Source organism: Phocaeicola coprocola (genome assembly GCF_041333015.1).
GTDB lineage: Bacteria > Bacteroidota > Bacteroidia > Bacteroidales > Bacteroidaceae > Phocaeicola > Phocaeicola coprocola.
Genome location: NZ_JBGKGM010000004.1, coordinates 1,058,762 through 1,084,823 on the forward strand (window position 1 = coordinate 1,058,762; position 26,062 = coordinate 1,084,823).

Annotated in this window: 17 protein-coding genes, 2 tRNA genes and 2 pseudogenes; 7 read left to right on the top strand and 14 right to left on the bottom strand. The window is 40.7% G+C overall.

Annotated features, from left to right (window positions below; genetic code table 11):
• Positions 1 to 115 precede the first annotated feature (115 nt).
• Positions 116 to 1,141 carry an endolytic transglycosylase MltG gene (gene mltG / locus ACDG22_RS15205; protein ID WP_022126125.1) on the top strand — a complete coding sequence of 342 codons (1,026 nt, stop codon included), beginning with the start codon at positions 116 to 118 and terminating at the stop codon, positions 1,139 to 1,141.
• A gap of 29 nt (positions 1,142 to 1,170) precedes the next feature.
• Here mltG and ACDG22_RS15210 read toward each other — a convergent pair whose 3' ends face one another.
• Together ACDG22_RS15210 and ACDG22_RS15215 are read right to left on the bottom strand one after the other, a co-directional pair.
• The gene (locus ACDG22_RS15210; RefSeq protein WP_007568755.1) at positions 1,171 to 1,860 is read right to left on the bottom strand and encodes a potassium channel family protein; all 690 of its coding nucleotides are present in this window, start codon (positions 1,858 to 1,860) and stop codon (positions 1,171 to 1,173) included.
• A gap of 3 nt (positions 1,861 to 1,863) precedes the next feature.
• Positions 1,864 to 3,696 (bottom strand): TrkH family potassium uptake protein, encoded by a 1,833-nt coding sequence (locus tag ACDG22_RS15215; protein ID WP_007568753.1) that lies wholly within the window; start codon positions 3,694 to 3,696, stop codon positions 1,864 to 1,866.
• Positions 3,697 to 4,014: 318 nt separating this feature from the next.
• Here ACDG22_RS15215 and ACDG22_RS15220 point away from each other — a divergent pair, with 318 nt between their 5' ends.
• From ACDG22_RS15220 to ACDG22_RS15235, 4 genes are all read left to right on the top strand, one after another.
• The gene (locus ACDG22_RS15220) at positions 4,015 to 5,385 is read left to right on the top strand and encodes a TrpB-like pyridoxal phosphate-dependent enzyme (protein ID WP_007568751.1); all 1,371 of its coding nucleotides are present in this window, start codon (positions 4,015 to 4,017) and stop codon (positions 5,383 to 5,385) included.
• A gap of 16 nt (positions 5,386 to 5,401) precedes the next feature.
• Positions 5,402 to 6,766, top strand: a complete 1,365-nt coding sequence (locus ACDG22_RS15225) for an alanine/glycine:cation symporter family protein (protein WP_007568750.1) — start codon at positions 5,402 to 5,404, stop codon at positions 6,764 to 6,766.
• A gap of 175 nt (positions 6,767 to 6,941) precedes the next feature.
• Positions 6,942 to 7,016: transfer RNA gene (locus ACDG22_RS15230), tRNA-Glu, on the top strand.
• Between the two features lie 35 nt (positions 7,017 to 7,051).
• Positions 7,052 to 7,126 (top strand) — tRNA-Glu (locus ACDG22_RS15235).
• Positions 7,127 to 7,246: 120 nt separating this feature from the next.
• Here ACDG22_RS15235 and ACDG22_RS15240 read toward each other — a convergent pair.
• Complete coding sequence (locus ACDG22_RS15240; RefSeq protein WP_007564783.1) at positions 7,247 to 8,410, bottom strand: IS4 family transposase; 1,164 nt, start codon at positions 8,408 to 8,410, stop codon at positions 7,247 to 7,249.
• Between the two features lie 160 nt (positions 8,411 to 8,570).
• On the opposite strand from ACDG22_RS15240, the gene ACDG22_RS15245 reads away from it, so the two are divergent.
• A complete protein-coding gene (locus ACDG22_RS15245) occupies positions 8,571 to 9,998 on the top strand; it encodes a RapZ C-terminal domain-containing protein (RefSeq protein WP_178269691.1) in 1,428 nt (475 codons plus the stop codon).
• A gap of 4 nt (positions 9,999 to 10,002) precedes the next feature.
• On the top strand, positions 10,003 to 10,749 hold the full coding sequence (locus tag ACDG22_RS15250) for a nucleotidyltransferase family protein (protein ID WP_118484408.1): 747 nt from the start codon (positions 10,003 to 10,005) through the stop codon (positions 10,747 to 10,749).
• Between the two features lie 444 nt (positions 10,750 to 11,193).
• Here ACDG22_RS15250 and ACDG22_RS15255 read toward each other — a convergent pair whose 3' ends face one another.
• The 11 genes and pseudogenes from ACDG22_RS15255 to ACDG22_RS15305 all read right to left on the bottom strand — a co-directional run bounded on the left by ACDG22_RS15255 (position 11,194) and on the right by ACDG22_RS15305 (position 25,891).
• On the bottom strand, positions 11,194 to 12,075 hold the full coding sequence (locus ACDG22_RS15255) for a helix-turn-helix domain-containing protein (protein WP_178269692.1): 882 nt from the start codon (positions 12,073 to 12,075) through the stop codon (positions 11,194 to 11,196).
• A gap of 189 nt (positions 12,076 to 12,264) precedes the next feature.
• A pseudogene (locus tag ACDG22_RS15260) lies at positions 12,265 to 13,911 on the bottom strand (MFS transporter).
• Between the two features lie 43 nt (positions 13,912 to 13,954).
• Positions 13,955 to 14,932 (bottom strand): annotated as a pseudogene (locus ACDG22_RS15265) (HlyD family secretion protein); the annotation flags it as partial.
• A 48-nt stretch (positions 14,933 to 14,980) separates the two neighbouring features.
• The gene (locus ACDG22_RS15270; RefSeq protein WP_270669116.1) at positions 14,981 to 17,545 is read right to left on the bottom strand and encodes a PemB family protein; all 2,565 of its coding nucleotides are present in this window, start codon (positions 17,543 to 17,545) and stop codon (positions 14,981 to 14,983) included.
• Positions 17,546 to 17,670: 125 nt separating this feature from the next.
• Positions 17,671 to 20,415, bottom strand: a complete 2,745-nt coding sequence (metH, locus tag ACDG22_RS15275) for a methionine synthase (protein WP_270669117.1) — start codon at positions 20,413 to 20,415, stop codon at positions 17,671 to 17,673.
• Between the two features lie 112 nt (positions 20,416 to 20,527).
• The gene (gene smpB, locus ACDG22_RS15280; protein WP_007568731.1) at positions 20,528 to 20,986 is read right to left on the bottom strand and encodes an SsrA-binding protein; all 459 of its coding nucleotides are present in this window, start codon (positions 20,984 to 20,986) and stop codon (positions 20,528 to 20,530) included.
• Entirely contained in the window at positions 20,986 to 21,555 is a 570-nt protein-coding gene (locus ACDG22_RS15285) for a Yip1 family protein (RefSeq protein ID WP_007568729.1), read from the bottom strand. The genes smpB and ACDG22_RS15285 overlap by 1 nt, the downstream gene beginning before the upstream one ends.
• Before the next feature lie 183 nt (positions 21,556 to 21,738).
• On the bottom strand, positions 21,739 to 22,902 hold the full coding sequence (locus ACDG22_RS15290; RefSeq protein WP_227994611.1) for an IS4 family transposase: 1,164 nt from the start codon (positions 22,900 to 22,902) through the stop codon (positions 21,739 to 21,741).
• Between the two features lie 169 nt (positions 22,903 to 23,071).
• On the bottom strand, positions 23,072 to 24,229 hold the full coding sequence (locus ACDG22_RS15295) for a hypothetical protein (protein WP_270230882.1): 1,158 nt from the start codon (positions 24,227 to 24,229) through the stop codon (positions 23,072 to 23,074).
• A 201-nt stretch (positions 24,230 to 24,430) separates the two neighbouring features.
• The gene (locus ACDG22_RS15300; RefSeq protein WP_370858961.1) at positions 24,431 to 25,246 is read right to left on the bottom strand and encodes a hypothetical protein; all 816 of its coding nucleotides are present in this window, start codon (positions 25,244 to 25,246) and stop codon (positions 24,431 to 24,433) included.
• A gap of 135 nt (positions 25,247 to 25,381) precedes the next feature.
• The gene (locus ACDG22_RS15305; RefSeq protein ID WP_007568722.1) at positions 25,382 to 25,891 is read right to left on the bottom strand and encodes a DMP19 family protein; all 510 of its coding nucleotides are present in this window, start codon (positions 25,889 to 25,891) and stop codon (positions 25,382 to 25,384) included.
• Positions 25,892 to 26,062: the final 171 nt, after the last annotated feature.

Sequence of the window (26,062 nt, forward strand, 5' to 3'; positions counted from 1 at the left end):
ACAGGTTTCCAGAAACTACCTAAAAGGGAGAGTATCGTATTTCGATACTCTCCCTTTTTCTTTTTGTCCAAATGGAAGAAATAAGCTATCTTTGCCGCACTGAAATAAAGCAAGAATGAAAAATAAAAAAGTTATTTATATCGTCGGATCGATTGTCTTATTGATTTTAATCGGTATCGTTGCCTGCAAAACATTAATACTGAATACTCCTCTCAAAATAGAGAAAGCTGCTTATCTCTACATTGACAGCGACGATAACATAGACTCCGTATATACAAAATTGAAGAAAGATTTCCACACCTCCGGTATCACCGGATTACGTATGCTCATTTCATGCAGTAATTATGCTGAAAACATTCACGAGGGAGCCTATAAACTTAAACCGACTGATAACACTTGGCATATATTTCACCAACTGAAAAGTGGACATCAGACTCCCATACGTCTGACAGTACCCAGTGTACGTACGCTCGGAGCATTGGCTAAATCCGTTTCCCGACGTCTGATGACGGACTCAGCTTCTATCGCCAGTTTGCTGAATGACAGTACGTATTGTTCTACGCTAGGATATAATCAATACACGATTCCTGCTCTTTTCATTCCTAATACATATGAAGTGTATTGGACCATGAGTGCTGAGGATTTTATCAAGCGTATGAAAAAAGAACACGACCGGTTCTGGAACAAGGAACGGATGGAAAAAGCAAAAAGTATCGGCTTTACTCCCGAAGAAGTGGCAACTCTGGCTTCTATCGTCGAAGAAGAAACAGCTAATAAGGCAGAAAAGCCAATGGTAGCCGGTCTTTATATCAACCGCCTGCACACAGGTATGCCCTTGCAGGCCGACCCCACTGTAAAATTTGGCTTGCAAGAATTTGGACTTAAACGTATTCTGCATAAACATCTGGAAACAGATAGTCCATATAATACATATAAACATGCAGGATTACCTCCCGGACCGATTCGCATACCATCTATCGACGGACTGGAAAGCGTATTGAATTACGCCAAGCATGATTATCTATATATGTGTGCGAAGGAAGATTTCTCTGGCACACACAACTTTGCCAAAAGCTGGAACGAACATCTTGCCAATGCCCGCCGTTACCAACGGGCATTGAACCAGAGAAATATCCACTAAGGGCATTACCTCTTGAATATAATTTTCAATCAACGGATAGATTTCCAGAACTTCATGAAATTAGCATACAGTCCGTAACATACCAATGCATCTTCGGGCTGTATTATATAGTCTTCAGGAAATTCATTGGCTACTTCTCTTTCCAAAATAGAAATACCAATGCAATTCTGTGCCTTCTTTCCGCGTATCAATGAAATAATCTTCAAATCGAATTCCTTTTCCAACTGCAATTCATTGATGCCATATCCTGCTAATTTGGCAGGTACATTAAACTTGAAAATATAATGTTCCTCGTCTATCTGAAATGGTTCTACTGATGCATTCAGTTCCAACAACTGAACCAACATACGTGCTGCCTCTTTTTCCGGAGTCAGAATACGGTCTAGCGAAAAAGCTTCAAGCACAGTTTTATGGACATCATCTATCGCACGGGCATAAATATGCTTTACCTTGTTTTTCTTCAACAACGATACAACGCGTACAGAAGCTCCCAGGTCTTCACCTATTGCTACAATAACGACATCTACACTCTTTAATGGAAGAACAGAAAGTGCAATTTCATCGGTTGCATCAAGAACAAAAGCTGTAGCAATCTTATCTTTCAAATGATCTACATAATGTTCCCTCACATCCACTCCTATGACTTCATGCCCCAAAACAGTCAGTTCCTCGGCAAGCTTTCCGCCATAATTTCCCAGTCCTATTACAATATATTTCATATATCAATTTATTATAATGTTATCACTTGGATATTTATAATTACGCTTTTTTACTTGTTTAATCAGTCCCAGCAACAAGGTAAAAGCTCCTACACGGCCTATGAACATCAGTAAAATAATAACCGATTTACCAGCCGTACTCAAAACAGGAGTAAGATCCAGACTGGAACCCACAGTACTCAAAGCCGATACACATTCAAAAGTAAGTGCCATTAGAGATGCTTTGGGCTCTAACATGCTCATGACAAAAATTGCAGCAGACAGAATGATAAGATACAACATAAGCACTGCATTTGAGCGGCGGATCGAATCATCCGACAATTCTCTCTGGAAAATAGTTACCCGATTTGCTCCTCTAATGACCGCCCACAAATTCAGAAGTATAACAGCAAACACATTTATCTTTACTCCACCTGCGGTAGACTGCGTACCCCCTCCTATGATCATCAGTATAATCATCAGCAACAAAGTCTGTGTAGACAGCGTAGTCAGCCCGACACTGACAAATCCAGCCGTACGCGGACATGTCGCATTGAAGAAAGCATGTACCCATTTATCTGTAACTTCCATGCCAGAAAATGCATTGTTCCACTCGTAAAGAGCAATAGCCAATGTACCCAACACAAGCAAAATAGCTGTCATTATCAAAACAATACGTGTATTCAAATTATATAAATGGACCTGTTTGGGAAAATGAGATGAACGCCCGAAACACTTCCATTTCAGATAACGTAAATAATAAAAAAGCGTTTCTTTCAGATTCACCAAAATAGGGAAACCAATACCTCCCAAAATAATCAGGAATGAAACGGTTATAAAAAGCAAGTTATGGTTTTGCATAACCGCCGCATTTCCTAAGTTACCCGGCAAAGTAGAAAATCCGGCATTACAAAATGCTGAAACCGAATGGAAGGCTGCAAAATATATTTCCTGTTGCAACGTCATTCCCAGAGTATTGTGTATAGAATACCAGATAATCACCATACCAATACCTTCGATAGCTAATGTGAATCCTAGAATATATAATAAGGTGGATAAAAGAGAATTCAATGAATTAGAACTTATCATATCGCCAACTACCAGCTGATTATATAAAGAAGTATTTCCCATAAAAAACATGGCAAAAAAACTTGTCAGTGTCATAACTCCCAATCCTCCTATCTGGATAAGCAAAATGATAATAATTTGTCCTTCCAGTGTAAAGGTAGACGGAACATCAACCGAAACCAGTCCGGTAACACACGTAGCACTAGTTGCAGTAAACAATGCATCTATCCACGAAATTCCATGATAAGTTGCTCTGGGAAGCATCAACAATCCAGCCCCAATAAATATTATAACCAAAAAGCTGGAAGCTAAAATAAGAGAAGGATTGGTACGCCTGCCCAACAATCGTACCAAGCTACTGGACAACTGTAATAAAGAATATAATAATAAAATAGCTATCCGATAATAATGACTATGAAAGAACATCCATGTCCAATAAACTCCTTCATCTCCAGCATCCGGTTTCTTGAACAGCACAGGAAGTAAAGTCAGATACAGCAAGACATTAATTACCCATGACCAAAATGTATTTTTCTGTCCGTCCTCATCTGATTGAAAAACAATCTGCACTGTAGCCGACAGCAAAAAAACAATCCATACACTCTTATATATAATACGAATAGCCTTTGCCTCATCCGATGAAATCATAAATCCATGTTCATAAACCAAAGTAGCCAAAAACAGGATTGCGCAAAAATACGTAATCCACATGAACCAATTTATGACTTGATAAATACGAGGTAATATCAGTTTCTTACGATAAAGCAAGAGCCTTTCTAAAGAATCCATACTAAAACTGTTTTTATATTAATACTTGCACGCAAATGTATTTATAATTATCGGTTTTCCGATTAAAAGCATGACTTTATTACATATTTGTTTTTCCCCATCTACTCTATTAGTAAAGTCAACATCATCTTATACTCTGAATAGATCTTTCTGAAGAAAAACTTTCATTAAAACAAGCTATCATCTACTTATGTTCAAGAAACGCCGTGCACGGTTTTAAGGCATAAAAACATCAAAATAACAAATAAAAAGCAAAAACGGTTGCAATATTACATTATTTTACTTATTTTTGAAAAATCAATCAAAAAGCAAACATTTATGAGCAATAAACAGAAAAGATTCATTTTACCGGAAGATGAAATTCCTAAATATTGGTATAATATTCAGGCAGACATGAAAAACAAACCCATGCCTCCTCTGAATCCAGCTACACGCGAACCGCTTAAACCGGAAGATTTGTATCCTATTTTTGCAAAAGAGTTATGCCATCAGGAGCTTAACCAGACTGATACATGGATAGAAATTCCTGAAGAAGTACGTGAGATGTACAAGTATTATCGAAGTACTCCGTTGGTTCGTGCATATGGTCTGGAAAAAGCTTTAGGAACACCGGCACATATCTATTTCAAGAACGAAAGTGTCAGCCCTATTGGCTCGCATAAACTGAACTCTGCACTGGCACAGGCTTATTACTGTAAAAAAGAAGGTGTCAGCAATATTACAACCGAAACCGGAGCCGGACAATGGGGAGCAGCCCTTTCGTATGCCGCAAAAGTATTCGGACTGGAGGCTGCCGTTTATCAGGTAAAAATCAGTTATGAACAGAAGCCATACCGACGCAGCATCATGCAGACTTTCGGAGCACAGGTTACTCCTTCACCTTCTATGTCAACACGCGCCGGAAAAAATATATTGACCAAGTATCCTAATCACCAGGGATCACTGGGTACAGCCATTTCCGAAGCCATCGAACTGGCACGTACAACTCCGAACTGTAAGTATACATTAGGATCTGTACTGAGCCATGTAACGCTTCATCAAACCATCATTGGTCTGGAAGCAGAAAAACAGATGGAAATGGCCGGCGAATATCCAGATATCATCATCGGATGTTTTGGTGGAGGTTCAAACTTTGGAGGCATCTGCTTCCCCTTCATGCGTCATACTATTCTGGAAGGAAAACAAACCCGTTACGTAGCTGCCGAACCGGCTTCCTGTCCGAAACTGACAAGAGGAAAGTTTGAATACGACTTCGGTGATGAAGCCGGATATACTCCTCTTCTGCCGATGTTTACACTGGGACATAACTTTACACCTGCCAACATTCATGCGGGTGGATTGCGTTACCATGGAGCAGGAGTTATCGTATCACAACTTTTGAAAGATCATTTGATGGAAGCCGTAGACATACAGCAACTGGAAACATTCGAAGCCGGATGTCTGTTTGCCCGTGCCGAAGGCATCATCCCTGCCCCTGAATCGTGTCACGCCATTGCTGCTGCCATACAAGAGGCCAACAAATGTAAGGAAACGGGCGAAGAAAAGGTTATTCTGTTTAACCTATCCGGGCACGGTCTGATAGATATGAGTGCATACGACCAATATTTATCTGGAAACTTAACCAACTATACATTGACAGATAAAGACATCGAAAAAAGCTTGGGTGAAGTAGAAACAATGCAACCTTAACGATTTTAATATTTGCATGGAATTATTCGAACAAATAACAGCATCGGTCAGCTCCTTTCTCTGGGGATGGCCGATGATTATATTACTACTGGGAACTCACATTTTTCTGACCATACGGTTAAAGTTTCCACAACGCAAAATATTTACAGCTATACGACTTTCTTTTAAAAAAGATCCTGATTCTGAAGGCGATGTCAGTCAATTTGGCGCGCTTGCCACTTCACTGGCAGCAACTATTGGAACAGGAAACATCATCGGTGTGGCGACTGCCGTTGCATTCGGAGGTCCCGGTGCCGTATTCTGGTGCTGGCTGACCGGAGTTTTCGGAATTGCCACAAAATATGCCGAAGGACTTCTTGCCATTAAATACCGCGTAAAAACATCCAGCGGAGAAATGCTTGGTGGTCCGATGTACGCACTGGAACGAGGACTGAAGCAAAAATGGCTGGGCATTTTATTCTGCATCTTTACAGCCATGGCAGCATTCGGTATCGGAAGTACGGTACAAGCTAACTCTATTGCCTTACTGATGCAAGAGACATACGGAGTAAGCGAACATATCACCGGTATAGTAGTGGCACTAGGCATCGCACTGGTTATCTTCTTCGGAGTAAAAGGTATTGCCCGTGTATGTATGACGCTGGTCCCTCTGATGGCTATCCTCTATATAGGAGGATGTATTTATATCCTCATTCTGAACCACGCCTATTTGGGAGAAGCCTTCAAACTCATCATCAGTTCTGCGTTTACTCCACATGCCGCAGGAGGAGGATTTCTAGGAACGAGTGTCATGCTCGCAGCACGTTACGGTATTGCCCGCGGACTTTTCTCCAACGAATCCGGACTTGGTTCGGCACCTATTGTGGCAGCAGCGGCACAAACTCGCAACCCGGTACGTCAGGCACTGGTTTCTTCTACCGGAACATTCTGGGACACCGTCATTATCTGTGCGCTGACGGGATTGGTGCTGGTTACCAGTGTACTCGCATTTCCTGACATCGATTATACACAAGGTGGAGCATTGACCAAAGCAGCCTTTGGTAAAATTCCTTATGTAGGTACCAGCATCCTGGCAATCGGTATTCTGACCTTTGCCTTTTCTACCATTTTAGGCTGGGGATATTACTCGGGAAAAGCCATCGAATATTTAGGAGGGAAAAAACTCCTGCGAATATATCGTGTTATATGGATTTCATCCATTTACTTTGGTTCCACCATGAATTTACAAGCAGTATGGAATATTGCCGACAGCGTAAACGCACTGATGGCAGTTCCTAATCTGATTTCCCTCATCTTCTTATCGGGAGTTGCCGTCAAAGAAACACAAAAATACCTTTGGGAAAACAGACTGGAAGATACTGCCGATCCGGAAGATCTATAATTCATAAAACGCTACCTGCACAAAGCAGTTTTCCCCTTTTTTACCCCTTTCAGAGGGGGAAAAAGAAAAAAATATGCATTTTTCTGCATTTTTTTTGTGCAAAACACTTGCAGATTCAAAAATAATGCGTACCTTTGCACCGTGATTGAGAAACACCTCAACACAAACAAAGGATGGCCCGTTCGTCTATCGGTTAGGACGCAAGATTTTCATTCTTGAAAGGGGGGTTCGATTCCCCCACGGGCTACCAAAACAAAACATACGGTTAATCCGATGTATAAGGATGGCCCGTTCGTCTATCGGTTAGGACGCAAGATTTTCATTCTTGAAAGGGGGGTTCGATTCCCCCACGGGCTACCAAGGTCTGAGCAGTTTCTGTTCAGACCTTTTTCTTTTTATCCCTTTCTTTCTTTCAGCTTTTTATATCTATCTTTGTCCTTGTATCATTAGTGTCCCGTTAAAATCGGGACGAATTAAATATTAATCAAACAACCCCGGGAAAAGGGGATTTAATTGCTCTTTGACATCATTGAAATTAGTCTTATTGAACAACTCTTGTAAAGGTGTTTTATCCGTTAATGAAATGCTCAAAATCTGTAGGACCTCATAGGTCGAACGGCTTAAGTGCAAATCATGTTGGATAATAGCTACCAAACAATAAGTGATAATAGCCACACTTATCTGAATACGGACTGCGTTTTCTGTGGTGCCCCAGAACCTTTTGATTTTAAGGTGCTGCTTCAACCATTTGAAGAACAGTTCTACAAGCCATCTCTTTTTATAGAGATTAGCTACATCAAGTGCAGATATATGTTTGGCATTTGTCAGGAAGGTAAATTCACGATCATCTTCTTCATCATAGAACCTGATAATCCTGAATGATTCCGGATACTTCTTTTCAGAGGTATATCCTGATAATTTCACTTCAGCATCAGATAGTATATTCTTTGGTAGTCTGCGTTTCCATTTGCAGAACTTAAATTTAAGATTCGACTTGGCTCTTACGACAAAGAAAGAGCCAGTAAGATGAATCCGATATAGTTCCTTAAACGAATCATACGCTCTATCAAAAATATAGTATGCATTTGGTTCATAATGAATTGCAGACATTGCTGTTGAGTCATGTTTTGAAGCTGTGGTTACTGTAAAAAAAGCCGGAACCTGAGCCTCAATGTCATAAAGGACATGTGCCTTGACTCCACCTTTTTTACTTCGAAATTTAGCCCAAGGAAATGTTGCCAAACATAACGGAATGGTGGTTGAATCAAAAGCGTACTTCTTTCCTTCGATATCCAGAATATGAGTAGCTCGTTTATCACTGGCTTCTTTCATCATGAAGAATGCAAAATCTTCAAAGATTCTGTAATCCCTATTTTGGTTAGCTGATGCAAGTGTGGTTTTGGCCAAGGGTTCACGACCCAATCCCAAATGATAACACTTGGCTTGATGTGCTTCCAATGCAACAATCAGGTCGCGTAGGCTCTCACGATTGCTTAGCTGTCCGAACATCATAGCAAGAAGCTGGTTCCAGCAAGTGAAATGTTTGACGTAACGATTTCCATCGTATTTGTCCACGATTCTTCTGAATTTATTGTTGTTCAAAAACTCTACCAATTGAGCGAAAACATATTTGTCTTGATTCATTTGAAGCCATTTGATTTGGTTTCAAAGGTACAATTTCAAATCGTCGCGCTTTACAAATAGAGTATAATAAGCTATATTTCAGTTATTTCAAAGAACTATTTATCCACTTTTACGGGACAGTAATGTCCTTGTATTATAAGTTTATGTAATAAAAGATAGTATGAATACCGAATTACTCGCACAACTTTATCAATCATATACTGGAGAAGCTCCAACAAGTATCGAACCTTTGCCGGGAGCAGGCTCCAATCGCAAATACTTTCGCTTGAAAGGCAAGGAAAGCCTCATCGGTGTATATGGAACCTCCACCGAAGAAAATCGTGCATTTATCTACATGGCCAGACATTTCTCACAAAAAGGTTTGCCCGTACCCCGTATACTTGCCGAAGCAACCGACCAGTCGGCCTACCTGCAAGATGACTTGGGAGATATCTCACTGTTCCAACTTATCAAACAAGGAAGAGAAAGCGGTAACTTCAGTGATGAGGAAACGAATATACTGAAACAAACTATCCGCCTGCTTCCGCAGATACAGTTTGAGGGAAATAAGGAGATGAATTTCAGTTATTGCTACCCGCTGGCAACATTCAACCACCGCAGCGTTTTGTGGGACCTGAACTATTTCAAGTATTGTTTTCTTAAAGCTACCGGACTGGAGTTTCAGGAAAATCTGCTGGAAGATGATTTCGAACGTATGGCAGATACCCTTCTTCAGATAGAACCACAGGTATTCATGTACCGTGATTTTCAGAGCCGCAATATCATGATACGGGAAGAAAAACCGTACTTTATCGATTTTCAGGGAGGACGCAAGGGACCTTTCTATTACGATGTGGCTTCTTTCCTCTGGCAGGCAAAGGCAAACTATCCCGATTCGCTCCGTCAGGAGCTTCTGGATGAGTACCTCGATGCTCTTCGCCCCTATCACGCGATTGATAAGGAGCAGTTCCTCACCACCCTCCGTCACTTTGTACTGTTCCGTACTCTGCAAGTTCTAGGCGCATACGGTTTCCGTGGATATTTTGAGAAAAAGGCACATTTCATACAAAGTGTACCGTATGCCATCGAAAATCTCCGTCAACTGCTGGAAACAGATTTTCCTGAATATCCCTACTTATGCCTCATGCTACGCAAACTGACAGAACTTCCCCAGTTTGCCAGCATACGAAACAGAAGGAAACTCACCGTACGCGTAATGAGTTTTTCGTATAAGAAAGGTATTCCCGAAGACCCGTCAGGAAACGGAGGCGGATATGTATTCGACTGCCGTGCCGTGCACAATCCGGGAAAGTACGAACAATACAAGCAACTGACCGGACGCGACAAACCGGTTATCGACTTTCTGGAACAGGACGGTGAAATACTCCAATTTCTGGAACACGTAGACGCACTGGCTGATGCTCATGTACAGCGCTTTCTGGAAAGAGGGTTTACCAACCTCTCTATCTGCTTCGGCTGTACCGGAGGACAGCACCGTTCCGTATATTCGGCAGAACACGTAGCGCACCACTTGAACGAAAAATTCGGTGTACGCATCCGCCTGATACACCGCGAACAACATATTGAACAAATTTTAGAACCCCGATAACAATATGAAAGCCATGATATTTGCAGCGGGACTGGGAACTCGCCTGAAACCGCTGACCGACCATATGCCCAAAGCACTCGTACCCGTAAACGGACGTCCGATGCTGGAACACGTCATCCTGAAACTAAAACAATCCGGATTCAACGAACTGGTTATCAACATACATCATTTCGGAGAACAGATCATCGACTTTCTTGAAGCCAACCAGAATTTCGGACTGACAATTCATATCAGCGACGAACGTGAACAGTTGCTCGATACGGGAGGAGGTATCAAAAAAGCCGCACCATTTTTTCAGGGAAACGAACCATTCCTGATACATAACGTCGATATCCTCTCCGATACCGACCTGAAAGCCTTATACGAATCCCACCTGCACAGTGGCAATGATGCTACCCTGTTGGCAAGCAAACGAACCACAGCCCGCTATCTGCTGTTCGACAAACAGGCATATCTGAGAGGATGGGTTAATAAAGATACCGGACAGACCAAACCCGAAGGCTTCGAATATGACGCAACAAAATATCAGGAATATGCCTTCAGTGGCATTCACGTCATCTCCCCTTCCCTTTTCCGATACATGGACGAACGGTGGAAAGGCAAATTCCCCATCATGGATTTCTATTTGCAAACATGTGGGGAAGCCCGAATTGGTGGATGTCTGACCGAAGAGCTTCATCTGATTGATATAGGAAAACCGGAAACCCTTGAGAAAGCTGCCAGCTTTCTGGCAGAACTGGATCAAGAATAAAAATATCAGTCACTTACAAGCCAACAGGCAACTTGCCCGTACCTTAATGCAGAAGGCAATCCAACCGACTGCATAATATCTAAAAAACACGGGCAATTTGCCTTATTTTTTTGTACAAAGGCTAACAGACTTTGTACGATTTTTCAGAAAAATTCATGATGTTTTTCCTAACTTTTGCTGAAGTTTTTCGACATACTTCCTGAAGTGTTCCAAAACACGTGTTTCAAACCAAACTGAACAGTTGAAAACAGCAGTATATTAAAACTTGAGACCCATAAATAATAAACTTACAATCCGAAATCAAGCAATCAACATCAGCCAAAAGAGTTCTATCATGTTCATCACAAAGTCCGCATATCACTTTGATATTCAAACTTTTAAACACAACCCTTTCTGGATATTTTATTTTAGCTTTAAAAAGCCCTATTAAATACCGAAACAATTTTACTCCTCAGCAGAAATCCGGTAATACGAAGGAGCAAGTCCCGTCTGCTTCTTAAAAAATGTCCCGAAAAAAGAAGCATTCGGAAAATTCAAGTCATCCGATATCTCTTGTACACTCTTGTTGGTATTCTTCAGCCAGAAAATACTCTTCCGGATAATAGCTCTGAAAACCAGTTCCTGCACCGTATATCCACAAACCGATTTCGATAATGCTGAAAGATATTTGGGAGAAAGACACAACTTATCGGCATAAAAAGCTACTCCCCTCTCTTGCATATAATACTTTTCAATCAACCGAATGAGCTTGATAAAAGTATCAATCTTATGTCCTGCTACATTTTTTTCTTCGATAATCCGCCGGCTGTAAATAGAACACAAACGGTAAGTCAATGCCAGTAACAACAACTTACACTCATGATTATCAAACGGATTCTGCGCACTCTTCCTATGTCTTCCCAGCAATGCAATATAACGTGCCAAATCGCTTTCTTCTCCGGAAGTCCATACATAGCATGGTTCGGGAGTCAGTGTCGTATACAAATACATTGCCACAATCGAACTGCCTAAAATCTCACGTATCGGATCTATATGATAAAACAGTATGCTCACACGTAAATCATCAGACAGTTCTCCTATTGAAAAATTATTCCCTTCGGAAAGAAAAACCGTTTCCCCTGCCCGGGCTGTAAACTTCTTTTTATCTACATCGAAACAGAAATATCCTTTTTCACACACAATCAGTCCCACATAATTCATCAGGAAGGGCTTACACAATATCTTCGGAAAAGCTTTAACTTCCCCTTCCAGGCAGCAAATATCTTTTCCCGCCGTCAAATCGCGCTCAAAACGTGTTAAACGCATTTCTTGTTCCTTAGCATCCATCCCCATAAAACTAAAATTAAAGTCTGCCACTAAGGTAAGATTTTTCTATATTCCCATCATGAAACAAGAAAATAAAAATACATCACGGGGAGCTTTCATAGGTACTTTTCCACCGAAAAGTCAGATTAAGAAATGAAATACGCTCCACCGTGATGTATAAAGCAAATAAATGAACGAGTGTAAAGTATTTTATGTCTGTAAATCCAGCTTTCTTTTTCTCCACGGAATTACCAGCATAAGAACGGCACATGCCATACAGCCGTAGAATGTCCATCCCGACATTTCTTTTACAGCAGCCAGAGTAGCCTGTACCTGCACACGCCCTTTTGTTGAAAGAGCTGCCATATTATGTGCTTCCTTTTCACTTTTTCCCTGATACATCATCCCTTGAACCGTCTGATTATATGAGGCTGCTACCTCTGTATTCAACTGATCCATATCGTGAGCAAAGCGAGTTACATAGTGTTGCTGACGATGCTGCATCACATTGGTATAGATAGCAGTTCCAGCCCCCGGTCCCAGTACCATACGCACTGTCAACATGATACAAATCCAGGTAGACAGATATTTATAAGGCATCCGCTGATTGGCATGTACAGCTGTCAGCGAATAAAGTAGCATCATTCCGGCAGAACGGATAATAACCGGATATTTCATGCGCTCGTACAAGCCGTCGGTCTGTACCTCAAAATACATAAACAGGCTGGAAAGTCCTATCAGAACAAAGCCCATCGAGAAAAGGTATTTCAGATGTACTCCTTTTGACCCCATGGCAATAGCAATAATGCAACCGATAAAATAACCGGCTATACTCCAGTTATTAAGCGACGCATTCTGCCAGTTGTCTATCTTCATACCAACTCCTGCAAACACACTGACAAACATGGCACTGGAGTTGAAAATCATCAGCAACAGAAAGAGCAGGATACCCATACGGATAGAGCGCAACTTAAACACATCCATCAGAAAATAAGGCGAATTATGGTTACGTTCCATATAGACAAACAGTATGGCAAACACAACAGCCGTCGCGGTAGCCCAGCAAATAGATGGAGAATCGTACCAGTCGAGCACCTTTCCATACGCCAGCACATAAATAGCAGCCGAACACATCACGCAAAATATTACCACACTGCCAAACTTACGCAAGTTGATAGGAAAACGTTTGCCCACATATTTATGATAAGGCATGGTGATAAACACAACCAGAATAGATAATAGCAACGCCCCCATCATGAAATAATATACATACTGCCATTCGTACTCATAAGCCAGTCATGCAGTGAGCGAAGTTCCTATCTGCCCCAGAATCATGAAAAACAGATAAATGGTAGGCATACTGGTACTATTTTCACGGTCCAGCTTATCCCATCCTTCACCATCCACAGGTTCATTGCCCGGAGTTATATTTCGGGTAGCCTCCATCTTGAACGCATATTTGATAAGCGTGAACAGATTGACCATCATCAGCACCATGCGCAGAAATCCCATCACCACACTACAGACAGCCAGCAGGTAAATACTATCGGTCTTGGCACATACGTAACTCAATATATAAAGCAGCGAAAAGCCTACGATGCACATCATTTTCTCACGGCAGATACAGACCAGTTCATAAAAGAACGGAGAGAAAGCCGCCATTCCTACAGAAGTAAGAAAACCAACAAACTGAATATGTTCAGACTGAATACCCAGCCCGCTCAGCATCTCGCCACTGTTTACCGTATACACTCCGCTTGCCGTAAGAATCGGAATAAATAACAGCAACAGAATAAGAATACCCAAAGGTTTGGGAACCCAATTATAAAACGGATAATTTTTCGGACACGAAGGCATAATTCTAATTTATTAGAAACTGAAAAACATGTTTGTCTTATTTTTACTGTCTGGCTTTTACCACTACCATCATTCCGGCAGCCAGACGTTCATTGTCTTCCGATGAAAGGTTCGTAAAATCAATACGTACCGGAATACGCTGCTGAATCTTGACAAAGTTTCCGGCAGAGTTATCAGTCGGAACAAGTGAATATTTCGAGCCGGTTGCTCCAGAAATAGCTGTAATCTTTCCGGTAAACTCCTTATCGCTGATTGCATCTACTGTAATACGGACTTCCTGTCCCACGTGAAGATTCTCTACCTGAGTTTCCTTATAATTAGCTATCACCCACTTCTGCGTATCAGGAAGAATATACGTAATGCTTTGTCCGGCACCAATATATTGTCCCTCTTCCAATGCACGACGTCCCAGCTTCCCGTCACAAGGAGCCAACACAACAGTATACGAAAGGTTAAGTCGTGCCATTTCGAGTGCGGCCGTAGCACGTTGTATGGCAGCTTCCGTACTTTCTCTGCGATTGGAAACTTCCTTAATGCCCGACATGGCAGCTTTTTGCTGACGCTTTGTAGCCTCCAGTTTCTTTCGTGTAGCCTCATATTCCGTTTCAATCTGTTCCAGCTGTATCGGTGTTGCCGCATTCCGCTTCAGCAAGTTTTCATAACGCTGACGGTCTTTTTCGAGTTTAGCCAGACGAATTTCAATTTCGGCAATAGAAGCCCCATAAACAGAAGCCGAATTCTGTGTAGTCTGTAAGGTAGCATCTATTACCGTAGCTCCAGCCATTGCATCTTTCAAGGCAGCTTCAGCCTCCATCACTCGGATACGGTATTCACGGTCATCGAGCACCAGCAAGGTATCTCCCTTCTTGACCGACTGATGTTCGGTGAAATAAATTTTCTTAATATATCCCGACGCACGCAAGTTCACCGGAGAAATGTATTGTTCTATCTGTGCGTCGTTACTGGTTTCCGTCTGTTTATAATCGAGAAAAAGAAAGGCAACCTCTATTACTCCCCATATATCGTGAAGGGCTGTTCATATTTTCCTTTTCTGCATTCTAATCACTTATCATTTGCTAGCCGAAACGCCCATCCATTCTATTTTCAGGTGATGCAGCATGGTAGTACTCTCTCCACAACTTCCCGTATGCTGAATCCCCATACCTCCCCAAGCATTAGGAACGATATCAGCCTCCAAACTTACAGACGGTTTCAGATTCTCGTCCGTTACAGGAGATGAAAGCGGAGTGGAAGTTTCGGCATGGGCCGTCAACTTACTTCCTTTAACCTCAAGTACAATGGTGCAGTCGGTACGGTAACAGGTGGAAGATACCGGAAGAGAAATCGCAGTAGTCCTGCCATTTTCGTATTTCATCAGCATGAAATCGACCGCATTGCTGTATTTTGTCGTACGGATAATACGCAAAGCATATCCAGTCAGAGTACGGGTATCGAACTTGATACAGATATCCATATATTGCCCCGTAGCACTTCCAAATCCTTGTCCTGCGGTTTTGCTCGGATCTACATTTAAGGTTATTTTCATGTCTCCATATCTACCTTCCAATGGAGTATATAACAGCCGTGCTCCACGCTGCGCCTGCAGCAAACCCGTTCCGCGTGATCCGTTCATTCCCTCTCCATACACCCAATAGTCCTTATCGGAGAAAAGTTCCCAATCGTAACCTTCCGTATCAAGAGGCTTGTATCCTCCTATTGTCCATCCGCCGGAATACAATACAGGCTGATTGGAACAAGGAAAATTTCGAAAATCAGTTTCGAATACATCTACCGGATTTACCTGTTTCCTATCAACAGGTGATGAAGAAATCACCGTATATTCTTTACCGGGATGACAACGCAAATGTTTGGGTGCTACCGTTGCCATAAGATAATATCCAACGTCTTCTTTTGTTAATCTATAGGTTGTTTCGGGCTTAGCCAACCGTGACACTGCTACCGGATATTTCGTTTTACCCTCCTTGTCAACAGCCCGATACCAGGTAATCAGCGACTCATCTTTCCGTCCCTGCAAATCCAGTTCGTAACTTACCATTGCTTTTCCATCTGCTATTTCCAGCTTCGGCACTTCCACAAAAGCAGGAGCTTCCACAAAATCGGGAGCAACTGTCAGTTCTACTGCACATTCCAATCCATCTTCCGTATAGGCTACAACAGTGAAATGTTTGGTTTCGTCCTCATGATTCATTGCCTTGACCACACACGTCCCGTCTTCTCCGGCAGACAGGCTGACATACTTTTCATATCCCGGCTGAATCTTCCAGCGAACAGAGCTTCCCTGCTGCACATAATTGCAGTGTCTTTTTACGTTGGCAGCCAACTTCACCGGATTGCCTCCGGTCTGTACAGAGGCAACCAGCGGAGTAACCGACAAACAAACCGGCAGATTCGCATAATCCCTGCCATCATGTTCTCCGATTGCCCGTACACAATCCTTCACTTGAAGCGGATCCCAGTCATCATCTCCCCGAAGTAAATTATAAGTGTTGTAAATTACCTTACCATTTTCATCTGTCAGGCGGTATGCGTGAAGTACATTTTCCTGCTCCATACATACTGTATTATAAGGCTTGTCCGCACCTATTACGTAAGGCTGTCCATTCATCGTTACACCATACTGGTAACACCGTAACCAGTCGGACGGCTCGTGTGTCCAGCCTGCATATACAGGCTTTCGGACATGAAACCGGCAATCGACAACAGTCAAAGGTCCCACTCCTTTACAAAAATACTGACGGTCTTCGTCATGACATACATAAAAATCACTGTTCAAGAAAACAGCCCCTCCCATATCCGTCCGCCAGAATGGTTTCTGACCATAAAACTTCAACGTACAGTTCAGGTAGACTCCTGTACCAGTCAACGCATCGTCGGTACTTTCCATATAACATTTATAGAACAAAATACGTTTTGCCCCATTCAAAGGATTCATATTCAAGCGGCTGATGAAACGGACATTTTCTGCCACAATTTTATCTCCATGACAATAGGCTACATGCGCCTGGGTAATGGCAGACATTCTTTTTTTACGTCCTAATTCTTTCTTTAAAGGAAATTCCAGATCGACATTACAATAGTTTCCCATCGTAAGATTCTTCACCGACAGACCATCTCCCCAGAAATCAAACATCGTGAAGTTTCCTACAGCTCCCTGTGTCTGACCGCGACTGGAAGCAAGCACTACATTTTCAGGATTTTTGGTTAACCCGACAAGATGCAGATAAGGACATTTTACTACCAGTCCGAAAGGTTCTTTACCGTCTTTTCCTACCCTTACCTGAGGATCATCAGGATTATCAATCCAATATACATAAGGAGCTATATATACTTTCATAGGCTCTGCTTCTGTTCCGGCAACAAAAGCCTTGGCTGCTTTATTAAAGCTATTGAAAACAAAAGGATATCTGGCCGTCACTTCATCGGACAGCTGCCCATCGATAAAAAAGGTTTTCTCTCCCAACTCTATTTCCTTTCCTTCATAGAGAATCTTATTTCCTAAAAACTCTATAGGATTTGTAACATCCAACGAACGATATCCGCATACAGACTGAGCCGGCAAAAACTCACAAAAGATTATCCAGCAAAGTAAAAAAGAACAAAATTGTGTTTTCATTATCATGTCGTGTTTTTCAATATGGTGATAAAAATACAAAGAATACGGAAAAAGGCATGACATATCACTAAAAATTTGATATGCCATGCCTTATAACAGAATATAAATCAGTTTGTCTACAAAGACTATTCCCAGAGATTCAATTTATTTTTCTGTGCTTCCTCGAGTGAAACCGTCTTTACCTGTTTGGTCTTATTCTTTTCACGAAGCTCACGGTATTCACTTTCCAGTTCTTCTGCAAATGTACTTCGAAAATCAAGATTCATCAGGCGTGCTGCCACCGGAGCATTCAGTGAAGCATCTTTCATATATACTACCGGAGCATGATAAACCGGAGCAATCTTCAAAGCTGTATGAAGTTTGGAAGTTGTAGCACCGCCAATCATTACAGGAATATCAAGTCCGGCACGTTCCAGTTCTGAAACGACATGCACCATTTCTTCCAGCGACGGTGTAATAAGTCCGCTCAAGCCGATAATATCTACCTTCTCACGAATAGCCGTTTCAACAATCTTTTCTGCAGGAACCATTACGCCCAAGTCGATAATTTCGTAATTATTGCATGCCATAACCACAGAAACAATATTCTTACCGATATCGTGTACATCTCCCTTTACTGTAGCCAACAGCACTTTTCCTGCACTGCGTGCCCCTTCCTTTTTTTCCGCCTCAATATAGGGCTGAAGGATAGCTACAGCTTTTTTCATAGTACGTGCTGTCTTTACAACCTGAGGCAAGAACATCTTACCGGAACCGAATAAATCACCGACATGATTCATTCCCGACATAAGCGGACCCTCGATAATGCTGACAGCATCCGGATATTTGGCAAGTGCTTCATGCAAGTCTTCATCCAGATAATCGCCAAGACCCTTTACCAGTGCATACTGTAAACGTTCTTCTACAGTCGTCCCTTCACGCCAGGCAAGATGTGAACTGGCTGTTTGCTGCTCACCCGAGTTCTCCTTTTCCGCTTTCAGTTTTTCAGCTGTTTCAATCAAGCGTTCAGCTGCATCCGGACGACGGTTCAGCACCACATCCTCAATCCGTTCCAGGATATCCGAAGGTATATCTGTATAAAGTACAGAAGTTCCCGGATTGACAATACCCATATCCATACCCTGCTGAATAGCATGATAAAGGAATACTGCATGCATTGCCTCACGTATATAATTGTTGCCACGGAAAGAGAAAGAAAGATTACTTACTCCTCCGCTGACGTGTGCGCCCGGAAGGTGACGGCGAATCCAACCTGTAGCTTTAATAAAATCGACAGCATAATTATTATGTTCCTCGATACCAGTAGCCACTGCCAGCACGTTCGGATCGAAGATTATATCCTGAGGACGGAAACCGACCTTCTCTGTAAGAATACGATAAGCCCGTTCGCAAACTTCTATCTTCCGTTCAAATGTATCGGCCTGTCCTTTCTCGTCGAAAGCCATTACGATGACTGCCGCTCCGTACTGCTTGACGGTACGGGCATGCTCAACAAAAGCTTCTTCGCCTTCTTTCAGTGAAATAGAGTTGACGATACATTTTCCCTGCACACATTTCAGTCCTGCCAAAATAACTTCCCACTTGGAAGAGTCTATCATAACAGGCACACGAGCAATATCCGGTTCTGATGCAACCAGATTGAGGAAGGTTGTCATCTCCTCAGCAGCATCAAGCAATCCGTCGTCCATGTTAACATCGATAACCAACGCGCCGTCTTCTACCTGCTTGCGGGCTATCGACAAAGCTTCATCGTATTTCTTTTCGTTTATCAAACGAAGAAACTTACGTGAACCGGCCACATTACAGCGCTCACCCACGTTGACAAAATTAATTTCAGGAGTCACTTCCAACAGTTCCAGCCCAGAAAGCCAGAGATAATCCGGTTTCGGAGCAGGCGCATGAGGTTTGGCATCTTTAATAAGTTCCTGATACTTGGCAATATATGCTTCGGTAGTACCACAGCATCCACCGATTATATTCACCAGTCCTTCATCGATATACTCCTTGACTTCGGCAGCCATTTCTTCGGGTGTCTGGTCGTATTGCCCCAGACTATTAGGAAGTCCGGCATTAGGGTAAGCACTTATATAATAAGGAGCACGACGGGCCAACTGCTCCAGGAAAGGTTTCAACTGTCTGGCACCAAAAGAGCAGTTCAGTCCGATGGAAAAGATATCAGCATGCTGTACCGAAGCCAAAAACGCATCAAGCGTCTGTCCCGACAACGTGCGTCCAGCAACATCCGAGACCGTAACAGAAAGCATTAAAGGAACTTTTCTTCCCAAATTCTGCATAGCTGTTTCTGCGGCCAGAACAGCAGCTTTCGCATTCAGCGTATCGAAAATTGTTTCTATCAGAATAGCATCTACTCCCCCTTCAAGCAAAGCCTCCATTTGTTCACGGTAAGCTTCAGAAAGTTCATCGAATGTCAATGCACGAAAAGCGGGATTATTTACATCCGGACTCATCGAGCAAGTTTTGTTGGTCGGTCCTACCGAACCGGCAACAAAGCGTGGTTTTTCGGGAGTTCTCGCTGTATATTCATCAGCAATTTTACGGGCCAGACGAGCTGCCGCAAGATTTATCTCACGGCAATAAGCCTGCATATGATAATCTGCCATCGAAACAGCAGTTGCATTAAATGTATTTGTTTCGATGATATCAGCTCCTGCCTCTAAATACTTACGGTGTATTTCCTCTATAACATCCGGCCGAGTCAGGCACAACATATCATTGTTCCCTTTCAGCAATCCTGGAAGATCCTTGAAACGCTCTCCCCGAAAATCAGCTTCCGAAAGGTTGTATTGCTGTATCATCGTTCCCATGGCTCCGTCGAGCACGAGAATACGTTCGTTTATTAGTTGTTGCATTTTGAAAAAGCTCTATTTAAATTTAAAACACAGGGAATCGTTTTCCTCATATGCCAAAAACACGATGCAGACAACTTATATAAACTGTAATTGTCTGCACCATCTTTCCCGATCATCGCTTGAACATGCGATCCATCATACGCTTATCTTCTTTTTCTTTCAACGTCTGGCGTTTATCGTATTGTTTCTTACCTTTTGCCAAAGCAATCACAACCTTCGCCAACCCTTTTTCATTAATATACAGACGAGTCGGAACAATGGTAAATCCAGGCTCGGCAGAAGTACGTTCAAGTTTACGAAGTTCTTTTTTCGTCAGCAACAACTTACGGTCCCGACGAGCTGAATGATTGTTGTACGAACCGTAAAAATATTCAGCTATATGCATATTCTTTACCCACAACTCTCCACGGGAAAAGAAACAAAACGTATCAACCAAACTTGCTTTTCCCTGACGAATAGACTTTATCTCAGTTCCGGTCAACACAATTCCGGCTGTGTACGTATCGACAAACTCATAGTCGAACGAAGCACGTTTATTCTTAATATTTATATTACCGGCGTTTGTTTTCATTAATTCAATATTACTGATAACTTATTAAATATAAATTCGATAATAGCAGGACACACCAAAATGATGATAGTAGCCACAAGAGTAAAGGCAGTCTGTTTGTTCTCCTCAACCTTAAGCCATCTGCGTACCCCCTCGAATACAATTACAATGGTATATATTTGCAATATCCAGTGCAGTACAACTATAGAAAACAGTCCACTGACGATATTCAATACAAAAGTAACTACCATAGAATAGCCCACAAACACAAGTATCCGGTCGTAAGAATCTTTCCCTCCCAGCCAGTTATGATTCAACTTATCCAATAAATAAGCTGAAAGAAAAAAACCACCGAACAAAGCTACAGCTACAGCACAACAACGAGTCAAGGCTACCTGGAACATAACGGATGAAAAATCTTTTCCGATAAATGTTCCGATAAACTCTGACAAGCCACACAACCCAATAAGAGGATAAACAAAAGCAGGCATTACTGACCTTCCTACCCCCCGCTCTGCAATTTCACTCCACGCTTTGCCTGGAGTAGACAACAAAGCTATTATCTGCTGAAATAATGATTTATAATCCAATGTTATTCTACTTTTTTGTAATAAATCCGAACTTCGGAACTGCAAATGTACAAAAAAGAAATAAAATAAGGCACGAATTATACAGAAACGCTGACATACATTAACATACACAGCCTTATCTGCATAATCCGCACCTTTAATAAATAATAGTACTACACTACTGTCCACTAAAAATGGACAAGGTTAAAAATTAAATAAATTCGGTTCACTTGAATCATATCGGTCTTTGACATTTTTGAAATTCGATTTGTCAAACAAGTCACTGAGATGTGTTTTGTCGGTCAGAGAGATTCCGAGTATTTGGAGAATTTCATAGACGCTACGTTCTAATTTCATATCGTGTTGGACTATTGCTACTAAGCAGTAAGTGATTATCGCACAATAGATTTGTATGCGTACAGCGTTTTCCGATGTTCCCCAGAACTTCTTAATCCTGAGGTGGTGTTTTATCCATTTGAAGAACAGTTCAACACTCCATCTGTTTCTATAAAGCGATGATATAAACTCTGCAGATGCGTCAAGATTATTTGTCAGGAAGATGTATCGTGTACCGTCTTCAGGATTTTCAATGATGAGTTTTCTAAGTTCCTCAGGGTAATCCTTAGAACTTTTATAAACCGTAAAGCATCCGATTACATCCGATACTACACCTTCTGGCAATCTTCGTTTCCAGGTTTTAGGCTTGATCCGTACATTTGTTTTGGCTCGTACAAGGAAGAAAGCACCTATACGATTTATTGTATTAAGGTTGCTGAAATCGTTATACCCTCGGTCGAATATATAATGCGCTCCTGATTCATATGGAATCTCAGGCATAGCCTTTGAATCGTGAATATTGGCAGGTGTAATATGCACAAATGCAGGTACTTCCGCTTCAATATCGTAGAGCGTATGCAACTTTATTCCGCCTTTATGTTTGCGAAATTTAGCCCATTCAAACACTGACAGGCACAGATCAATCGTTGTAGAGTCAAATGCATAAACATGACCGTCAAGTTCGAATATTTTATTGATTCTACGCTTGCGGGCCTCGGCAATCATGAATGTTGCGTACTCTTCGAAGATGCGGTAGTTACGTTGCTCATTAGCCTTACTAAGATTGCTCCGAGTTACAGACTTCCCGATTCCGAGATGGTAAAGTTTTCCAGCATGAGCTTCCATAGCCACAATCAAATCTCTAAGACTATCTCGATTGGATAGCTGACCGAACATCATCGTAAGCAGCTGATTCCAACAGGTATAGCTCTTGATATACTTATCGCCTTCATACTTTGTAACGATACGATTGAATTTACTTCGGTCAAGGAACTTAACTAATTGGGCAAAAATATATGGGTCTTTATGCATAACGGTCTGAAAATTACCACAAAAGTAAATTCAAATCCGTTCTCCCAAAAATCTCCTATAACAAATTGAATTTCAATAATTTCAAAGAACTTCTATGATTTTTTAGTGGACACTAATGATAGTACTACTATTTAGAAGTTCAAAGCAATAATCATATCATCAGCCCTCATCAAAACTCAATAGGTCGTATATCTGCTTCTACAAGATTATTCTTTTCATCAAAAGCTTCTTGATAAGTATCAATAGCTTGAACTCCAGACCACGTACCTTTTACTCTAAAAGTAACATTATCTGCTCCTTTTAATGTTGCTATATACCTCACATTCATCCTATATTCTTTTACTAATGTTTTAATTGAATAATAAGTATATGGAGGAACTGTTACTTCATAGGAACATGTAATCGTTTGTTTTTCACCTTTATCCTCCCCCTGCACATAAGAAGCATGTTTAGTTGTTGAAGTAGAGATTGATATTTCAGAGTTCGAATTTACAGTTACCTTAGGTAATCCCACTTGAATCCCCGACGAAGAAGAGGTAGATATGGAATATTCTGTAGAAATTCCTTCCGTTTTAGAAAAAGTAGAAGATTCTGAGATTTCATGAGACATAGTTTGAGTTCTTTTCACTGATACAGAAGATTTTCTATTATCTACTGTATAATTATCAATTATAACGCTAGAAGAGTCTAAACTTCCACCATCGTAAAAAGAATATTCTATATCCTCAATAGTATATTCTCCAACCGGAGATATTTCCCATTTAGCCCAATCTGCAACATTCGAATTTCCAAAAATTAAATTATTACTCTCCTTTGACTCTCGCTGCAAATACGTTATTGGAAAACCAGGCTGAACTGAAGACCCACTACAAATGTAATAAAAAACAGAGTTAGAAATAGATATCATAGAAATACCAGTTGTCCCCGGTAAAGGAAAAATATCACTTAAATAAGGTCTACAAATACTTTCACCGCCAATTCTTACTACGTGAATTGATTTATCAGGTTGAGTTATAGGACTTATATCCAACCCTAAACCGAATTTATTGATTATCCATCTTTGTCGAGCAGACCCATCATCAGAAGCCTCCAACAATACAGAAGTCCCAACCTCAGACATATAAGTATTTCCTTTACCAACATTTCTAATATAAACAGGAACATTGTTATTAGAGATTTCATTCAAAGGATCAAAATCATTTTCATTTCTTGTCAACAACTCTCCTTGACTTACAATAAAATCAGAATTAGTAAAATCCTCTTTATTACAAGAAGTAGCCCAACATAATACTACAGCAAAAGCTATAAACAAAAAATTCTTTTTCATAGTTTTAAGCTTTAAAAGGTTAAACATTTATTTACATCACAAATATCTATAAAGCGTATTAATTAAAAGATATTTTGAAAATTCCATAAAAGAAGGCACGAATTATACTCAGGATAAATTTATAATAAATCCTTCATATATCGTGCCACCTAAATGCATTTTAAATGCACTTACTCTACCTTTCTCTCTCTTAAATTATTTTTATTTTTTCTGATACAACTGATAAGATCTTACTTCTCTAGTTTTCTCATTAGGAGCTATTGTTGCACCATTATAGTTATTTGATTTTTCAAACTCCAGTCTAATCCATTTTGGATTTCCAGAACCTGGTATATTAAGTTGCAAATAACGATAATCAGCATATTTACTAGTATATTCTTCAGAATACTTCTTTGCTGCATCTTCTTCTGATAAATCTACCCCCTGTATTGTATAACGAAGATAAAGTTTTAAAGAATCCCCATTCTCAGAAAATTCCTTTCCCGGAATTGTATAAATTATAAAATTATGTTTTCGTAATTCTTCATTCATCTCATCTTCATCATTTCTATCTACATCTTTATGGAGAGTATAAGATAAAGGTAAAAGCAAATACTCATTATTTGCTCCCCAAACTAAACCAGCATTATAACCATCATCTACAACATCATCTACAACATCTAAAGTAGCAGTAGTCTGCTCTTGGGGAATTTCTGTATAATTTGCAGTGACAGTTCTCAGGTAAGATAAATCCCCTAATAAAGTTATATCATAAGAGTTTTCTTGCTGATTATACAAACTATAATCATATTGCATAGGAACATAAGCAAATTTACCTTCAGCTGACAAAATCTCCTTATTAGGTATATATTTAACACCTGATATATCTGTAAAATAAGTTCCTCCCATAAAACTAGACTCTACTTTCAAAATAGGAGCTCCTTGAATAGTTGTATTAGTTTCACCATTCAAGCAAGAGCTAAATCCAATCATCGATGCAAAAGCTGATGCCAACATAAAAAACTTCATTGTCTTCATATTCTTCCTTTATTTATCTTTTATTATTTATTTTTTTTCACTTAAAATGAAAATGAGTAAAAAAGACTGCTTTCTTTATCTTTATTTTTAACTTTTATTCACTATAAACCAGAAACAAGCAATAAATTCCAAAGATTACTCTATCCCTGCAAATTGTTCCAAATGCTCATCTACATACTCAGCAATCTGTGCTGTAACTCTCTCCTCCATATCCATATAGGCCTCTTCCAAATCATCAAACGCTTCGTATTGCTCATACATTGCCATAAACTCATCATCAGAACATTCTTTTTCCAAATCTTCACGATGAGCATCATAAATCTTTTTAGCATCATAAATAAGCTTTGAAAAATCTTTCGCTCCAAACATACGCATCGCCTTGGCAAAAGGATTATCAAAGATATATGGTCCGTAACCATTTTGAATCAACTGTATAAAACCTCCTTCAAGCACTTCTTCACGAAAGAAATGATAACCTAGTAATGTATGCTGATACCCATTCAGTAAAGGCATCGTTTCAGCATTAATTACTCCTCCTGTAACCTCAAGATACTTATGGATAAACACATTCAGAAATTCATCCATTCCAGCTTCGGCTCCACGACGTAGGTCTTCGTCTTTTACTTTAATTTCGACTTCATTCATATACCTAATTATTATTACTTACAGATAGGTATTACCATCCTGCTGATATTACCACCGGCAAAGATACAGGTTTCTTTCGGAAGATAAAAAACATTTTGACAAGCAGAGATTACAAAACAAGAGTTTCAGCAAAAAATATCATTAAAAACCAACAAAAAGTTAGGTTTCAGT

Bases quoted from the DNA above. Each gene is read 5' to 3' on its own strand.
- ACDG22_RS15220 (WP_007568751.1), top strand. From the start codon at position 4,015: ATGAGCAATAAACAGAAAAGATTCATTTTACCGGAAGATGAAATTCCT.
- ACDG22_RS15240 (WP_007564783.1), bottom strand. From the start codon at position 8,410: ATGAATCAAGACAAATATGTTTTCGCTCAATTGGTAGAGTTTTTGAAC.
- ACDG22_RS15250 (WP_118484408.1), top strand. From the start codon at position 10,003: ATGAAAGCCATGATATTTGCAGCGGGACTGGGAACTCGCCTGAAACCG.
- ACDG22_RS15225 (WP_007568750.1), top strand. From the start codon at position 5,402: ATGGAATTATTCGAACAAATAACAGCATCGGTCAGCTCCTTTCTCTGG.
- ACDG22_RS15295 (WP_270230882.1), bottom strand. From the start codon at position 24,229: ATGAAAAAGAATTTTTTGTTTATAGCTTTTGCTGTAGTATTATGTTGG.
- ACDG22_RS15300 (WP_370858961.1), bottom strand. From the start codon at position 25,246: ATGAAGACAATGAAGTTTTTTATGTTGGCATCAGCTTTTGCATCGATG.
- ACDG22_RS15270 (WP_270669116.1), bottom strand. From the start codon at position 17,545: ATGAAAACACAATTTTGTTCTTTTTTACTTTGCTGGATAATCTTTTGT.
- ACDG22_RS15305 (WP_007568722.1), bottom strand. From the start codon at position 25,891: ATGAATGAAGTCGAAATTAAAGTAAAAGACGAAGACCTACGTCGTGGA.
- ACDG22_RS15245 (WP_178269691.1), top strand. From the start codon at position 8,571: ATGAATACCGAATTACTCGCACAACTTTATCAATCATATACTGGAGAA.
- ACDG22_RS15290 (WP_227994611.1), bottom strand. From the start codon at position 22,902: ATGCATAAAGACCCATATATTTTTGCCCAATTAGTTAAGTTCCTTGAC.
- ACDG22_RS15255 (WP_178269692.1), bottom strand. From the start codon at position 12,075: ATGGATGCTAAGGAACAAGAAATGCGTTTAACACGTTTTGAGCGCGAT.
- metH (WP_270669117.1), bottom strand. From the start codon at position 20,415: ATGCAACAACTAATAAACGAACGTATTCTCGTGCTCGACGGAGCCATG.
- ACDG22_RS15210 (WP_007568755.1), bottom strand. From the start codon at position 1,860: ATGAAATATATTGTAATAGGACTGGGAAATTATGGCGGAAAGCTTGCC.
- smpB (WP_007568731.1), bottom strand. From the start codon at position 20,986: ATGAAAACAAACGCCGGTAATATAAATATTAAGAATAAACGTGCTTCG.
- mltG (WP_022126125.1), top strand. From the start codon at position 116: ATGAAAAATAAAAAAGTTATTTATATCGTCGGATCGATTGTCTTATTG.
- ACDG22_RS15215 (WP_007568753.1), bottom strand. From the start codon at position 3,696: ATGGATTCTTTAGAAAGGCTCTTGCTTTATCGTAAGAAACTGATATTA.